A 16,517-nucleotide genomic window follows, 5' to 3' on the forward strand; every position below is an offset into this window, starting at 1 on the left:
TTTTATTTTCCTGTCATTGCACCCACAAAGCCACTTGCCGAGCTTTGTTTTGCACCGAGTTTAGCAGCATCATCAATGCTCTTTTGATAGGCTGCGAGCGTCACCGGCGTGATTTTCATCTTGTCGGTCAGCTTTGTCAGGCCTTTAACCACAATGCGATCACCTACCGAAAGTCCGCTTGTAACGATGTAAGTATTGCCATCATTCTGCGGATCCACCTTGATTTCGGAGTAGTTTACCTTGTTGTCTTTGCCCACTTTATATACAAATAACTTGTTTTGGACAGACGCTGTGGCCTCTTGCGGAATGACGATTGCGTTGCTGTTTGTGCGAGGTATCACGATCTGACCAGCTCCCCCACTCTTCAACAAACGCTCCGGATTGGCGAAATGTGCAATGATTGAATAGGCACCCGTGGCCGCATCGATCACCCCACTCACCTTTACTACCTTGCCGGGGTGGCCATATACGGTCCCATCGGCAAGCAAAAGCTTCACCGAAGGCATCTCTTTCAGCGCCTCACCTACGCTACCTGCGGTCTTTGTAAGCCCCAAAATGTCACGCTCGGACATGGAGAAGAACACCTCAACCGTACTGACATCAGAAACCGTAGTCAATGGATCTGGCGACGAAGCACTGACTAATGCGCCTGCTTTATAAGGCAAACTGCCCACCACTCCTGCGGCAGGACTCTTCACTAAACACCAGCTTAAGGTCTCCTTTGCAGATGCCAATGAAGCCTCAGCTTGCGCTAATGAGGCCTGAGCTGTGGCGAAACTGTTCTGCGCAGTGGCCAATTCAAACTGCCCAATCACATGCTTATCAAACAGTTTTTTATTGTTTTCGTAAGTCAAACGCGCCGTGTTTAACTGTGCACGAGCAGTGTTAACACCGGCTTGAGCCTGCCGAACTGCGGCCCGATATGTCTCACTATCGATGGCAAAAAGCACTTGACCGGCCTTCACTGCCTGCCCTTCATGCACATAAACCTTCGTGATAAAGCCCGACACTTTCGGCCTCACTTGCACGTCCTGAATGCCTCTTATGGTTGCAGGATAGGTGGATTGCAACGATGCACTGTTCGTACCTATCGTCTCAACAGGGTACTCATCGTTCCCAAAATTAGGCATTCCGCCTCCTCCGCTACAAGCCGTAAGCGAGACAGCGACCGCCGTTACAAACAAACTTTTCTTCATTTTCATACCTATATATATTAAATTCTTATTTTAATTTATCTATCTTGACATGGTCATACATGCAAATGGTTATCCTATTCCATTGTAAACCCATTCAGAAAACCCTATATTCTCAAATAGTTTTAGCGAGGCAAATTTACGAATTAATTCCTTTCATGGTTTCATACGAGCCTTCTTTTTAACAATTCTTATGCTGTAACCGGCCAAAAACGGGTGATGAAGCAATACCAAATAAGGCTGTTTCGGAAACAGAATAAAGTCTGTAAAATTATTTACAAAGCACTTCATAGGATTTCGATATTCAAAACGGGCAGCAATTTCGCTGAAAATATGCGCATTTCAGGGCCACTTTGCAATGCGCTATGAACCAAACAGTTATTCGGTTTGCAGTAAATCACAACACAAAATAACGCAATAAAACATGCAAGATGAATGAAATGACGCGCTAAAACCTGCCGTTTCAGTCCGTCATTTCAGCCATTCAGCCGCACAAAACCAGCCACTTTGCATGCAAAAATGGCCCAGATAGCGAAGCAACGCACAAAAAAACGCACAAAAACAGTCCTTTTTCGGCCTCTCCTTCTCCAGATGGCACGGATGAAACAGCCTGTTTTTTGGTCCATAAAATTTACAAAACAGCAGCGCGAAGAAACCGACAACGCCCCTTATAAGCGCACACTTTGCTCGTAAAGATACTCGGACGCAAAACCTATTTCGTTGTTCCAATCAATCGTAAACGGGTCTAATGTGAACGATTTGAAATAGTTTTTATCCTGCAATTTTCGGCAAATTCCTTGCTGCATCAGCGGAGTGAAGTCGAGCAACCGCTCCTCTCCGTTGCTGAAAGTGATGCGAAGTGTGTTGTCAGTTACGTACACTGCAGCCGTAACCGTCAGTAGTTGAGCTTTCTTTTGCTGTCCCATTATCGTTTATTTTAAGGGTTCTATCCTGTTAGCAACTTCATAATTAGAGAGCCGTTTCCAGTTTTCCATTAATTCATCTTTGTGCAAATCAAGCCATTCATACACCATTTTAATAGCCCTACGAGGCAAAGAACCGATGATTATTCCATCAGTTATGGTCATTGTTGCTTTATAATCATCACACCAAACATGGAAATGTGGCGGGTTATGGTCTGCTATATACATTAGATAATAATCCATAAAATCGACTTATCTCTGGCATACCGCTCCTTTTTCATTGTTTATCACAAGGCAAATATCGTGTTTTAAATTGATATTTGCAAGCAAGCGAATGCCCTTTTCATGGACACTGCGGTAAAGCCTCCATGAGATGACACTGAAAACAGAATGAAATGATGCGCCTTATGCTGCATGATGATGTTCCGAAACGTCGTTTGAAAGGCACCGATATTCAGCGAATTAATGTTTTTTTAAACAAATCTTCGTTTGTTTTCTACGTAACAGGGTATATTTGCAACATGAGAATCGGCAAATAGCCGTAAGACTTTATCTAACAACATAGGAGCATGAAGAACCGAGAATGCCCATATTGCCATCGAAAGATAGCCCTCAAACGGTGCCTACGTTATTTCTATCGCGGCACAAACTACGCCACAACGTGCAATCATTGCGGCAAAGAAATCAGGCTAACCAAGGAGCCTGTACCTTTTATGTATTGCTTTTGTGCCGGTATCCTAAGTGCATATGTCCCCTCATACTTCTTTCTTTATCGGCTTCATTGGCCTTTTTTAAAGGCTGTTTTATATGATCTGCCTTTCTTGTTTTTATGCACTACCGCTTGTACAATACTGACTTTCAAGCGCCTTTTCTTTAAGAGAACCGATTAATTCGGATATTTCGCCATAACGTTATCCAAGGTTTGGACGCAACGAGTAAGGGAAATGAGACTCCTACTTGCTCACCAACCCCATGCTTTTGGCCTTTTCCAAGAGCAATTTCATCAGTGGTTCACGCTCGTTCTCAACCTTATTGTCGAGCACGGCGTCCTTTAACGCCTGCTTCAACTGCCCGACTTCGCGGCAAGGACCAAGGTGGAAGAGTTCCATGATTTCGTTACCATCGATGCAAGGTTGCAGGAGCCGCTTGTAATCGCGCACTTTCAAGTCGGCTATTTTCGCGCGGACAATGCGGAAATTATCAAGGAATCGCTGCTTTCGCACTTGGTTCTTGCTCGTTATATCGGCCTCGCATAGCATCATTAAGTCGTCGATATCATCGCCTGCATCGTTCATTAAGCGACGCACGGCACTGTCGGTTACCTCGTCATCTGCTATGACTATGGGTCGCATATGCAGGTCTACCAGCTTCTGAACATACTTCATTTTGTTGTCCATCGGCAGCTTCATGCGACGGAAGATGCCTGGAATCATCTTCGCACCCACGTAATTATGGTTGTGGAAAGTCCAGCCAATAACGTTGTCCCAACGCTTGCTACGCGGCTTACCGATATCATGCAACAAGGCAGCCCAGCGTAACCAAAGTACCATTTCGCCCGACTTTCCGCTGCCAGATTGCGCCTTACAGAGGTTATCGAGCACTTCCAAGGTGTGATAAAAGTTGTTTTTATGGGCGCGACCATTGCGGGTTTCCACCACATCTAAGGCCACCAACTCAGGCATGATCAGCTGTAACAGTCCACAACGATAAAGGTCTATAAAACCTTTGCTGGGCGTTTTGGTCAGCATGATCTTGTTGATTTCGTCGGCAATACGCTCTCCACTGACGATTTTAATGCGCTCGGCATTGCGCTGAAGCGCCTCGAATGTTTCGTCTTCTATAAAGAAATTCAACTGCGTGGCAAAGCGAATGCAACGCAACATGCGCAAAGGATCATCGGAAAACGTGATATCCGGGTCGAGTGGCGTACGAATAATGCCGTCTTCTATGTCGTAAACTCCGTCGAAAGGATCGACAAGTTGGCCGAAACGTTCCTTGTTCAAGCACACTGCAAGCGCGTTGATGGTGAAGTCACGGCGGTTCTGATCGTCCTCAAGGGTGCCGTCTTCAACGTGCGGTTTGCGCGAATCGTGGCTGTAACTCTCCTTGCGGGCGCCCACGAACTCCACTTCCAAGCTACGGTATTTCACCTGCGCCGTGCCGAAGTTGCGGAAAACCGAGAGGTGAGCCCGCTTGCCTAACCGGCTTTTCAGTGCGCTTGCCACTTGTATTCCGCTGCCGACAACGACCACATCGATATCATTTGACGGGCGTTCAAGGAACAAATCGCGCACATAGCCGCCCACGACATAACACTCAAGTCCCAATTTATCGGCCTCATCTGCAATCAGATGGAATATATCTTCATCAAGGAGACGCGCCAAATCGGCGTCGGTTAGCTTTCTCATTGTTGCTTAATTTCTCTTAACTTGCCCTAAATTGCGTGCAAAGTTACTAAAAATTAGCGGCAGAAAGAGCCGTTTCAGGTAGATTTTTATATTTTTGCAGCATGAAGAAATACTTTTGGCTGCTCGCTTTCATGACCTCCCTTTGCGGCTGTTCTGAGACACAAGACGAGAAAGCCGCACCGCTGTTGGGGCAGATAGAGGCGCTTTACAAAGCCGGAAACTACCGCCAGACGCTCGATTCCATCATGGAATTGCGCAAGAGTTTCCCTGAGGCTGTGGCGTCACGCAGGGCAGCTTTAAAAATATGGCAGGACGCTTCGCTGAAGATGGCACAGGCCGACGTGGCGCAAACCGACTCTCTTTTGCAGGCAACGCTTCAGTCCCTTGAAGGCAAACGTGCGCTGTATGAGCGTAATATCCTGCGTGCCAAATGTGATTCTTTAAGGGCAAGATACGAAGCAATGTGTGGTGTTGTGCGAATGATTCGCTACCGTCAGCAGCATCCTTAGCCCAACCTGAAGACCAAAAATTTGGCTGTTTCATGGGAAATAAGTAACTTTGCAATCATAAGTCATAACTTATGAACAACTTGAACACAGAGAAACAGTTTAAGAACACGATAAATGAATGCCGTGAGCTGTTCAGTAAGAAACTCCATGACTATGGAGCTTCATGGCGAATACTGCGTCCATCGTCCCTGACCGACCAGCTTTTCATCAAAGCAAAACGTATCCGATCGCTCGAAATCAAGCAGAAATCCCTCGTTGGTGAGGGCATACGGCCCGAGTTCATCGGCTTGATCAACTACGGAATCATCGGACTTATCCAGCTTGAACGAGGGTTCGTAGATGCCGTGGACATCAATCCTGACGAAGCACTTCGCCTCTATGACGAGCATGCAAAGGCTGCTTTGGAACTCATGTTGAAGAAAAACCACGACTATGACGAGGTTTGGAGAGACATGCGCGTCAGCAGTTACACCGACTTTATCCTTACGAAGATAGAGCGAATAAAGGAAATTGAAGACCTCAAAGGGCAGACCTTGGTATCCGAAGGCATTGATGCCAACTACATGGACATCATCAATTATGCCGTATTCGGAGCCATCAAACTGGCCGAAAACAAATAGAAAGCAAATGAGCGCAGACCATCGAATGCAGAAAGTAACGGTCAATCTCTGCCGAATCATCGTGGCACTGACGTTCATCTTCTCGGGTTTCGTGAAGGCTATCGACCCGATTGGCACGCTGTATAAGCTGCAAGACTATTCGGAGGCCGTGCATTTGCAAGGCATTGTGCCCGATTGGCTGTTGCTGGTCATGGCAGTTTTGCTCGCAGCCGTTGAGTTCTGCATGGGTATCTTCCTGCTCTTTGCTATTCAACGCCGCCTCTGTTCGAGGCTCATCGTGGCTTTTATGGCAGCCATGACGCTGGTAAGTTTGTGGCTGGTTATAGCCAATCCGGTGAAAGACTGCGGTTGTTTCGGCGATGCACTGCAGCTCACCAATACGGAAACTTTCGTAAAGAACATCGTGCTTTTGGGTTGTTCAATCATCGTAGCACGGAAGCCTTTGGCGATGTTCCGCTTTATCTCGGAGAGCAATCAGTGGATTGTTATCAACTATACGGCCCTGTTTATCCTCGTCAGCAGCGGACTGAGTCTTTACTATCTGCCGCTGTTTGACTTCCGACCTTACCATATCGGCGTGAATATTCTGCAGGGAATGCAGATTCCGAAGGGTGCACCACGACCGCAGTTCGAGACAACTTTCATCATGGAAAAGGACGGACAGCGAAAGGAATTCACCTTGAACGACTATCCGGACTCCACATGGAAGTTCGTTGACAGCAAGACCGTGCAAGTCAGCGAAGGCTATATTCCGCCCATACATGACTTCACCATCGAGGATAACAAGACGGGAGAAGACCTCACGAAAAAGATACTTGGACGCAAAGGATACACATTTTTGCTCATTGCACCGCACTTGGAGCAAGCCGATGACAGCAACTTCGGCGACATAGACCAGCTCTATGAGTATGCCGGACAACATGATATCCCGTTCTATTGTCTGACGGCAAGCACTGCAAAAGGCATCAAACGGTGGATCGATATCACGGGAGCTGAATACCCGTTCTATATGACCGACGCGACCACACTCAAGACAATTGTGCGCAGTAATCCCGGACTTTTGCTGCTCAAAGACGGCACTATCATCAACAAATGGAGCCATAATGACCTGCCGGGAGCCGAACTTTCACGGCCTATCACACAGTCTGCATTGGGAAAGATGCCGAAAAACAGCGTTCCGGGCAAGATATTGAAAATCGTTCTGTGGTTTATTCTGCCGCTGTTCCTGCTGACTTTAGCCGACCGTCTATGGGCTTGGAGCAAGTGGGTGAGGCTGAAAGAAAAGAAAAACAAAACCAAATTATATCAACTCTTTAATCAAAAGGAAAATAAAATGAGAAAGAAAATCGTAGCAGGTAACTGGAAAATGAACCTCAACCTGCAAGAAGGTGTCGCATTGGCAAAGGAAATCAACGAGGCATTGGCGGCCGAAAAGCCCAACTGCGACGTGGTGATTTGCACGCCGTTTATCCATTTGGCAAGCGTTGCCCAAGTGCTTGACGCCAACAAAGTGGGCCTCGGTGCCGAAAATTGTGCCGACAAAGAGAAGGGAGCTTACACGGGAGAAGTGTCCGCAGAGATGGTAAAAAGCACCGGAGCGCAGTATGTTATCCTCGGTCATTCAGAGCGTCGACAATATTATGGCGAGACTGTTGAGATCCTGAAAGAGAAGGTTCAGCAGGCTTTAAAACATGGTTTGAAGATTATATTCTGCTGTGGTGAGACGCTTGAAGAGCGCGAATCGAACCGTCAGAATGCTGTCGTTAAGGCCGAACTCGACGGCAGTGTGTTCAACTTGACGGCCGAAGAGTGGAAGAACATCATACTGGCTTACGAGCCAATTTGGGCCATCGGAACCGGCAAGACCGCTACTTCCGATCAGGCAGAAGAGATGCTTTGCTACATTCGTTCTATCGTTGCAGAGAAGTATGGCAAGGAAGTTGCCGAGGAAACCTCTATCCTTTACGGTGGAAGCTGCAAGGCATCAAATGCTCCGGAGCTGTTCTCCAAGCCGAATATCGACGGTGGTCTGATCGGTGGCGCTTCACTGAAGACCGCTGATTTCAAGGGTATCATTGACGCTTGGAAGAAGTAAACCAACGAGAAAGAATTGGAAAGCCGGAGAAAAAGCCCTTTCGGGAAGTTCCGGCTTTCCAATATTTAATATCAAACGCAAGAAAATGAAAAAGTTCGCTTGGCTCTTCTGTGTAGCAATCGCTATGGCAATGCCTGCCCATGCCCAGACTTTTCTCGACCATTTAAGAAAGAATGTGCCGGGACAAGGCACCGTAACCGTCACGCAGAGCAAGGAAATCGACGAACTCATCAATGGCAATCAGCCAAAGAAAACACCGGCAACGACCGAACCGAAGAAAGAGATTGTAAAGAAGGAAACGGCAATCGGCAAGACCGAACCCACGAAGAAAGAAAATAAAAAGCCCCAACATATCCTCACCGGCGACTCGACCAAGACTGCCACAAACAAGGTTGAACCCACGGAGAAGCCTGTGGAGAGACACGAAACGCCCACAGCAAAGACCGAACCTATAAAAAAACAACAGGAAGAAGGCGAACTTGACATTCCAACCATCGATATGCGGAAGAAGGTGATGCGTGGAAGTCACAAGATAACAGGCTATCGTGTGCAGGCTTTTTCGGGCGGAAACTCTCGCTTGGACAGGCAGAAAGCCGAACAAGCCAGTACGGCTATCAAGATGAAATACCCCGACCAGCCGGTCTATGTCCACTTCTATTCGCCTCATTGGATATGCCGTGTGGGCAATTATCGCAGCTTTGAAGAGGCCGAAACCATGCTGCGGAAGGTAAAAGCATTGGGCTATCGGCAAGCCTGCATCGTCAGAGGAAAGATAATCGTGCAGGATTAAATTCTCAATATGGCACAAAACAAGGGACAGAACAATGATACAGACAACTCAACAGCTATGAATCCGGAAAACGAATTCCGCGACGGTCTCGACGACCTCGCCACACATTACAGGCATATCCTCACGCTTTTGGGAGAAGACGCACAAAGAGAAGGATTGGAAAAGACGCCGATGCGCGTGGCAAAAGCCATGCAGATACTGACGCGCGGCTACACGCAAGACCCGCATAAGGTGCTCACCGACGCACTGTTCAAGGAAGATTACAACCAAATGGTCATCGTCAAGGACATCGATGTGTTCTCGCTTTGCGAGCACCATCTGCTGCCTTTCTATGGAAAATGCCACGTGGCCTACATTCCAAACGGCTACATCACAGGCCTAAGCAAGGTGGCCCGCGTGGTAGACATCTTCAGTCATCGCCTTCAAGTGCAGGAACGCCTGACCCAACAAATCAAGGACTGCATTCAGCAGACGCTCAAACCGCAAGGCGTCATGGTCGTAATCGAGGCCAAACACATGTGCATGCAGATGCGTGGCGTGGAGAAACAGAACGCCATCACCACCACGAGCGACTTCAGCGGTGTGTTCAACGACCTCACCACCCGGCAGGAATTCATGAGCCTTCTGCGTGGCGAATCCAAACGAATTTAAGCATTCAACGGCGGGAAAGCGGCCTAAAACCCCACTCACCTTGCCCCTATCGAACCACAATAAAAACAACGAATATGAAAAAAACACGTAACCTCGCCTGCACCTTGCTCTGCATTGTTGCAGCCATCACAGCGCTTTCTTCCTGCCTAAGCAGTGACAACGACGAACAAAACATCACTCCGGAAGAAGCAAAAATGATTTTCAATGCCTTCAAAGGCACCTATCAAGGCAACCTTTATGCCGTTTACGAGCAATCGGGCCGGCTCTACAAGGCCACAGACTCTATAGAAAACGTTACGGTTACGATAGACCGAGACACCATTGTCCATATCGCTAACGTCCCTGACAGCCTTTATGCCTACTTGACCAACACAGAATACGCCGAAGGAAAGAAAGTGAAAGATGCCCTCCGCAAGCATACTGCAACGCAATCTGTAAGAAGCAAGATAACAACCGTGGGCTTCGCAGACAGAGACAAACGCTACTATCAGTGCTTCACCAACTATTTCACGACAAACATCACGGCCAACTACGACAGCCAGAACCACCAACTTACTTTCAACAATGCCATGAGTTGCTGGTATAATCCCACCAAAAGTAAACTGCAAGTGAACATGTCGCCGGTCGAAATCAAGTCCGACAAGAACGTACTCCGGCCCTCCGGCATCTACTTCATCTTCCTTTCAAAGACCAAGAGACCATGACCAAGTTCGTTTCATGGAACGTTAACGGGCTGCGTGCCTGCGTCTCTAAAGACTTCGCGCAGACATTTGAGACGCTCAATGCCGACTTCTTCTGCCTTCAAGAAACCAAGATGCAAGCCGGACAGCTCGACCTTCAGTTCCCCGGCTACACTTCTTTTTGGAACTATGCCGACAAGAAAGGCTACAGCGGCACGGCCATCTATGCCCGAAAGGAGCCGCTTTCAGTGGCCTATGGCATCGGCATCGACGAGCACGACCACGAAGGTCGCGTCATCACGCTTGAATACGAAGACTTCTATCTCGTCAATGTTTACACGCCGAATGCGCAGGACGGTCTGCGAAGACTCGACTATCGCATGACTTGGGAAGACGACTTTCAGGCCTATCTCCACCGACTCGACGCCCGAAAGCCCGTCATCGTATGCGGCGATATGAACGTGGCGCACGAGGAAATAGACCTCAAGAACCCCAAGACCAACCACCGCAACGCCGGATTCACAGACGAAGAGCGGGCCAAGATGACCCAACTGCTCGGCAATGGCTTCACAGATACGTTCCGCAACCTCTATCCCGAGGCCATCAAATACAGCTGGTGGAGCTACCGCTTCCGCGCCCGCGAGAAGAACACCGGCTGGCGCATCGACTACTTTCTCATCTCCGATCGGTTGCGACCACGGCTCAAAGAAGCCGCCATCCATAACGAGATATTCGGCAGCGACCACTGTCCGGTTGAAGTAGACCTCGACCTCTGAAGCCTTGTTCACAAAGTTCCCCCAAGTGTCTGAACCACTTGGGGGAACTTTTTCGTGTGCCTCGCCAGACACTTCCATCCACTTCGTCATGCACTCATACCTGTAAAGCCCGTCATATAAGGAATACAAGACCTTTCCTATAAGGAGTGTGAGGCCATAGATACTTGCCCTATCGAATTATCTTCATGAAGAGAAATATTTCTCATCATGAAGAGACAAATTTCTCATCGTGAAGATAAATATTTCTCTTCACGAAGATAATTCGCAAACCTAAGTAGGAAGAGGACCGGCTGTGCGGTTATCAAGGAACGATACTTCTATAGGAAGTGCATGCGCACATCAAATTCATGGCAAAGCAGCAGGACCTTCCCCATGCCTCGCTCAGAGCTTGATGAACAGCTTCCGCTTATACAGCACGTGCGCCACCACGAAATGGCCCGAACGGCGTTGTCCGAAGCCAGCAACAACATATCTTTTTGATAAGGAAGCAGTTTCTTGACCAATACATTACGAAGCACAGGCGGCTGAATGACATATCTTCGGGTGCGGTCGTAGCAGAACCTTGGTAAGCAATATGTCCCGTTTCACTGCGCAATATGGTCGGTCCAGATATGTAGGGACGCACGGCTCGTGCGTCCACCCAAAGTGAATGGAAACACAAATACATGATTATTGGAGCGGACGCACGAGCCGTGCGTCCCTACATGCAATCAAACGAACCAAGGCATCAGCCACATTGATAATCAACGGCTTGCAGCCTGCGTTTCAATCCCAGCCATTTTGCGGTGCAATCTCACCCATTTTACCGCGCAATATGGCTGAGATTGCGCGGTAAAATGGGCCATGTTGCAAACCGAGGTCATTCATGTTGCAAACCGAGTGGCAAACACTACCTCGCAAACTGCAGGATATGAAAGCTGCATCTGCCCCTGTTTACAGAAAAAAAGAAAGGCCCGCTTCTCGCAAAGCAGGCCTCTCTGTAATTCTTACTTGTTAAAAATAGAGACTTTTCTAATTCATTTATTTTGATTGAAGAGAAGAGAGCGAAACTTGTTCGCTTACATCAAAGCCTTCAATTCGGCAATCGGACGTTTCTCTATCGAGCCATCCGCAGCCGTAACCGTGAAATAATTGTGCACCGAATGGCCTTTTTTGAACTGCACAACGGCTACGCCACCCTCACGCATCTGCAGCGTAAAGTAGCCTTCGCGCATGCCGTTCACGTATTTACCGTGCCATTTCTCCTTGCCATTCTGATAATATGTCGTCACTTCGCCATTGAGAACGGTGTTGGCATCATTGCCTAAGTCGATGAAACTGTACTCACCTTCGGCCTTAAGTGTGCCGTTCATGTAGAAATCTTGGAACACATCGCGCTTCGAAAGCCCCTTGTCTTGCTTCATCAAAAGGCGATAGTAACTTGCTTGTTCGCTGTTTGCGACGCTCGATTTGTCAGCCGCATAGTAGATAGTGTCAGCAACAACGACTGCATTTTCAGCAACATGGCGGCGACCATAGCTTGAAATGGTCAGCAATGCCAGCATGGATATCAAAAGAATTCGCTTCATAACTGTATACTTTTTAGTTTTTTATTCTGCTTTCTTTTGCAAATATAGAGAAAATTCCAATGACGTTGTTCTTATTTTAACACTATTTTATACATATTTTTCCTCAAAAAATCGGTCGTTATCCAACACCCTACTTTCAATTTCAAACTTATTAAAAACAAAACACTTTGCTTACAATTTGTAAAACCGCTATAGCAGCATACCCATTCTATAAGGACTAATTGCTAACATATTGCAGCATACCATGAAAAACGAGGGCTATTATCACACACAAAAGGCCATAACGGCTTACAATCACAACTGTAAACTATTTTCAATTAAATCATATTGTAAATATCAGCACCTTGATGGCTATCAAGATGCACCTTTTCTAAGTCTCAAAACTGTCATTTTGAAACCTATTGCAGTCTGAAGTTTACAGGAATAAAACAAAGACTGCGCACCGCTTGTCCGTTTTTCAGGGCGGGAGACCACTTGGGCATGCGTGCAAGCAAGGCGATGATGCTTCTGTCGAACGAGGGAGAAAGCGGCGAAACAACCGAAAGATGACTCAGACTTCCATCGCGTTCGACGACCACACGCGCCAAAGCACGCCCCGATAGCACCTCATTCTTAATATAAGGTGGCAGCACCAAATTGTCAATAATATATTGTCCAAGCGTCTTACCGCACCAAGAAAACGAGGCAGCCACGTCGGTTTGGCGATACACATACAGACTGTCAGCCGTGGAAAGCGTATCAGATTGTTCCACGGGAGTGCCCATAACAGGTTTACTTTTGAGCAGTTTTTTGAATTTGGATGCCATGAAATACGTCCAATCGGCAGTCGGAAACATCGACTGAACAGTCGGTTTTCCCTCGCTACCCACCTCCATCAGCAGTGTTCCATCGTTCACCGGGACCGGCCCATACAGCTTTTGTGCATCGAGAGAGACAGCATAATCGCTCAAAAGTCCCTTAGTTAGTGCCTCACTCAGATAGAAAGAAGCAGCCGGATTCTCCATGATTTCTTCCGTTTTCAGCACATCCTTGCCCTGAAGAATACGTTGATTGGCAATGTCATACACAAATAATTCCAACCGGTGTTCCTGCTTTTGAGACGAATTTGCGCCCGGTTGGACTTGCTTTTCAACCCGCATCGAGATGTAACGTCCTTCCTGTAGGCCCACTTCGCGCACGGAATAAGTGGCATAACAGAACCTGCTATCGTCGGGAATCGTGTCGAGTTTTGCCTGCAACGGCTGTCCGTAGCGTGCTTGAATGGCCGCAATCTTGCGGTCGAGTGCCGTACATGTGTCGCCCAAAAGTGCGTTGATGTGCTGCAGGAGAACCGGTTGAGCGACGTAACACAGCCGTTCGGGCCATTCGAAATCCATGTCGACGACGTTCATCTCGCCCTTTTCATTCGTACAAACCACATGACGCTGCTCGTATCTCACACATGTTCGGCTCACCGTGTTTTGGGCTTTTGCACCGCAAACCGGCAGCAACAATCCCATCAGGAATAGAATTCTCTTCATCGTTTATCGTTTTTCTATGTGCAAAGTTACTGAAAAAACGAGACTTGTCGTCCCGACAAATCTCGTTTTATTACTCTAAAACTAAATTAACCATTAAAAAAAACTAATATCTTTCTTTAATTATTTGACAAAGATACGATGAATATCCCGAACCATGATTACCTATATTGCCTTTTGTTTTACCACTTTTGCGGATATTTATAGTATTGACGGTCCTATCGAACGGTTACTTTTATAATGCTGTATCACATCTTTTAAATAGTGGGAAAGCTGTAATTCATTCCCTCACTGCCCACAAAAAAGCGGGATAAAAATTGCTTTTGTCGTTTCTTTTTCGTTACTTTGCGATGGAAAACAATAAAAAACGAACACTATGGGAAAAGGGAGAAAAGGCGGAAAACGCATGACCAAGAAGCAAATCAGCGCACGATTGCACGACTTTTTTGCCACGCAACCGGGCAAAACACTAAGCTTTAAGGAGATATTCCGCGCACTCAAATTAGATACACACCCCTTGAAAATGCTGGCAATCGACACAATGGAGGAGATGGCTTGGGACGATTTCCTGACGAAAGTGACCGATACTTCCTACCGACTCAACACAAAAGGGCAGGTGCAGGAGGGCACTTTCGTGCGCAAATCGAATGGAAAGAACTCGTTTCTGCCTGACGATGGCGGTTCACCCATCTTCGTTTCGGAACGCAATTCCATGTGGGCAACGAACGGAGACCGGGTGAAAGTGAGCTTCATGGCACGCAGACAGCGACACATCAAAGAGGCACAAGTCATCGAAATATTGCAGCGGAAGAAAGACAGTTTCGTTGGAAGACTACGCGTAGATCGCGACTTTGCCTACCTTGTTACGCCCGAAAACATTTTCGTTAACGATATCATTATCCCGAAAAAGAAGCTGAAAGGCGGTAAGAATAACGACAAAGCAGTTGTCAAAATCACCCAATGGCCCGACGCAGAACACAAGAACCTGATTGGCGAAGTGGTTGATGTTTTGGGGCAAACCGGCAATAATGACGTCGAAATGAACACCATTTTGGCCCAGTACGGCCTGCCTTATGTCTATCCAAAAGCCGTGGAAGAGGCCGCAGAAAGGATTTCCGGAGAAATCACGAAGCAGGACGAAGCCGAGCGAGAAGACTTCCGCAATGTCTTCACCTGCACCATCGACCCGCACGATGCCAAGGACTTTGACGACGCTCTCTCTATCAAACAGCTCGATAAAGGGCTGTGGCAAGTGGGTGTTCACATTGCCGACGTGAGCCATTATGTCAAGGAAGGCAGTATCATTGACCGTGAAGCTGTGAAGCGAGCCACAAGTATTTACCTCGTAGATCGAACGATTCCGATGCTCCCCGAAAGGCTTTGTAACTTCATTTGTTCGCTCCGTCCCGACGAAGATAAGCTGGCTTATAGCGTCATTTTCAATCTTGATGACGAAGCAAATGTCAAGGCTTACCGCATTGTTCACACCATTATCCGAAGCAACCGCCGCTATGCTTACGAGGAAGTGCAGGAGATTTTAGAGGCCAACGGCGTCATTGACGGCACCGGAGAGCCTGCTCCGGCGGCTCCGAAAGGCGGCTATCGGGGAGAGAATGCCAACCAATTGATTGCCTTGGACCGCTTGGCAAAGCAGCTGCGTGCCCGTCGTTTCAAAGGTGGGGCAGTGAAATTCGACCGCGAGGAACTGCATTTCGACATCGATGCACAGGGAAAACCGACGCGATGCTACTTCAAACGTTCGCGCGATGCCAATAAACTAATTGAAGAGTTCATGCTTCTGGCCAACCGAACCGTGGCAGAAAGCGTCGGAAAAGTGAAGAAAGGACGGAAAGCAAAGACGCTTCCGTATCGCATACACGACAATCCTGACCCGCAGAAGATGGAGACCTTGCGGCAATTTATCGTGAAATTCGGTTACAAAGTGAAGACCGACGGCACGAAAGGTGCCATGGCCCGTAGCCTCAACAAACTCATGGACGACTGCAACGGCAAGCCCGAAGCGAAGATGATACAGTCAGTTGCGCTACGAGCCATGATGAAAGCGAAGTACAGTGTCCACAATATCGGACACTTCGGACTGGCATTTGACTACTATACTCACTTCACAAGTCCTATCCGTCGCTATCCCGATACGATGGTACATCGCCTCCTTACGCGCTATGCCGAGGGCGGACGGAGTGCCAACGAGAAGCATTATGAGGAACTGTGTGAGCATTGTTCCGACATGGAACTCGTGGCCCAAAATGCCGAACGCGACTCTATTAAATATAAGATGGTGGAGTTTATGAGCGATAAGCTTGGCGAAACATTCGATGCCCACATCAGTGGAATCACGAGTTACGGCATTTATGCAGAGATAGATGAGAACCATTGCGAGGGAATGATACCCATGCGTGACCTCGGAGATGACTATTATGACTTCGACGAACGCAACTTCTGCCTGAAAGGAAGGCGGCATCATCACCGCTATCAGCTGGGAGATGCCATTCGAATTCAAGTGGCAAAGGCCGACTTAGAGAAGAAACAACTCGACTTTACGGTAGCAGAATAGGCCTGATGTCCATCAGTACGCGCGCTTTCATCCTAAGCATAAGCTGGAAGAGAGCGCGTTTTCGCATAACAATCTGGACCGCGTGTTGAAGTTAAGGCCATGTAGGAATGTGATTATCCGCTTGTCGTTAAGGAGCATTTCCTTGAAAATTGGCTGAAAACTAAAAATAAACGGCACGAAAATTTGACGATAGCCGATAAACAACTAACTTTGCC

Annotated in this window: 14 protein-coding genes; 8 read left to right on the forward strand and 6 right to left on the reverse strand. The window is 47.6% G+C overall.

What is annotated here, in order from left to right:
* Positions 1-2: 2 nt before the first annotated feature.
* The 4 genes from HMPREF9944_RS06810 to HMPREF9944_RS06825 form a co-directional block, all read right to left on the reverse strand.
* Entirely contained in the window at positions 3-1,202 is a 1,200-nt protein-coding gene (locus HMPREF9944_RS06810; protein ID WP_008565382.1) for an efflux RND transporter periplasmic adaptor subunit, read from the reverse strand.
* Between the two features lie 659 nt (positions 1,203-1,861).
* Positions 1,862-2,119 (reverse strand): DUF2442 domain-containing protein, encoded by a 258-nt coding sequence (locus HMPREF9944_RS06815; RefSeq protein WP_008565383.1) that lies wholly within the window; start codon positions 2,117-2,119, stop codon positions 1,862-1,864.
* Between the two features lie 6 nt (positions 2,120-2,125).
* Positions 2,126-2,359 carry a DUF4160 domain-containing protein gene (locus HMPREF9944_RS06820; protein WP_155814627.1) on the reverse strand — a complete coding sequence of 78 codons (234 nt, stop codon included), beginning with the start codon at positions 2,357-2,359 and terminating at the stop codon, positions 2,126-2,128.
* Positions 2,360-3,069: 710 nt separating this feature from the next.
* Complete coding sequence (locus HMPREF9944_RS06825; RefSeq protein WP_008565387.1) at positions 3,070-4,524, reverse strand: CCA tRNA nucleotidyltransferase; 1,455 nt, start codon at positions 4,522-4,524, stop codon at positions 3,070-3,072.
* 101 nt (positions 4,525-4,625) lie between these two features.
* Between HMPREF9944_RS06825 and HMPREF9944_RS06830 the strand changes: the two genes are divergently transcribed.
* The 7 genes from HMPREF9944_RS06830 to HMPREF9944_RS06860 all read left to right on the forward strand — a co-directional run bounded on the left by HMPREF9944_RS06830 (position 4,626) and on the right by HMPREF9944_RS06860 (position 10,645).
* Positions 4,626-5,033 (forward strand): hypothetical protein, encoded by a 408-nt coding sequence (locus tag HMPREF9944_RS06830; RefSeq protein WP_008565388.1) that lies wholly within the window; start codon positions 4,626-4,628, stop codon positions 5,031-5,033.
* A 71-nt stretch (positions 5,034-5,104) separates the two neighbouring features.
* Complete coding sequence (locus HMPREF9944_RS06835) at positions 5,105-5,653, forward strand: DUF1599 domain-containing protein (RefSeq protein WP_008565389.1); 549 nt, start codon at positions 5,105-5,107, stop codon at positions 5,651-5,653.
* A 7-nt stretch (positions 5,654-5,660) separates the two neighbouring features.
* A complete protein-coding gene (locus tag HMPREF9944_RS06840; protein ID WP_008565390.1) occupies positions 5,661-7,748 on the forward strand; it encodes a BT_3928 family protein in 2,088 nt (695 codons plus the stop codon).
* Positions 7,749-7,833: 85 nt separating this feature from the next.
* Complete coding sequence (locus HMPREF9944_RS06845; protein ID WP_008565391.1) at positions 7,834-8,538, forward strand: SPOR domain-containing protein; 705 nt, start codon at positions 7,834-7,836, stop codon at positions 8,536-8,538.
* Between the two features lie 57 nt (positions 8,539-8,595).
* Positions 8,596-9,189, forward strand: coding sequence for a GTP cyclohydrolase I FolE (folE, locus tag HMPREF9944_RS06850; protein ID WP_025829780.1), 594 nt, complete (start codon positions 8,596-8,598; stop codon positions 9,187-9,189).
* Between the two features lie 74 nt (positions 9,190-9,263).
* Entirely contained in the window at positions 9,264-9,893 is a 630-nt protein-coding gene (locus HMPREF9944_RS06855; RefSeq protein ID WP_008565394.1) for a DUF4840 domain-containing protein, read from the forward strand.
* Positions 9,890-10,645, forward strand: a complete 756-nt coding sequence (locus HMPREF9944_RS06860; RefSeq protein WP_008565396.1) for an exodeoxyribonuclease III — start codon at positions 9,890-9,892, stop codon at positions 10,643-10,645. Before HMPREF9944_RS06855 ends, HMPREF9944_RS06860 begins: the two co-directional genes overlap by 4 nt.
* Positions 10,646-11,703: 1,058 nt before the next feature.
* On the opposite strand, the gene HMPREF9944_RS06865 is transcribed toward HMPREF9944_RS06860, so the two are convergent.
* Positions 11,704-12,213 carry a VCBS domain-containing protein gene (locus HMPREF9944_RS06865; protein ID WP_008565398.1) on the reverse strand — a complete coding sequence of 170 codons (510 nt, stop codon included), beginning with the start codon at positions 12,211-12,213 and terminating at the stop codon, positions 11,704-11,706.
* A gap of 398 nt (positions 12,214-12,611) precedes the next feature.
* A complete protein-coding gene (locus HMPREF9944_RS06870) occupies positions 12,612-13,733 on the reverse strand; it encodes an energy transducer TonB (protein ID WP_008565399.1) in 1,122 nt (373 codons plus the stop codon).
* A gap of 373 nt (positions 13,734-14,106) precedes the next feature.
* Between HMPREF9944_RS06870 and rnr the strand changes: the two genes are divergently transcribed.
* Complete coding sequence (gene rnr / locus HMPREF9944_RS06875; RefSeq protein ID WP_008565400.1) at positions 14,107-16,302, forward strand: ribonuclease R; 2,196 nt, start codon at positions 14,107-14,109, stop codon at positions 16,300-16,302.
* The last annotated feature ends 215 nt before the right edge of the window (positions 16,303-16,517 follow it).

This window comes from Segatella maculosa OT 289 (assembly GCF_000243015.1).
GTDB classification, from domain to species: Bacteria; Bacteroidota; Bacteroidia; order Bacteroidales; family Bacteroidaceae; genus Prevotella; species Prevotella maculosa.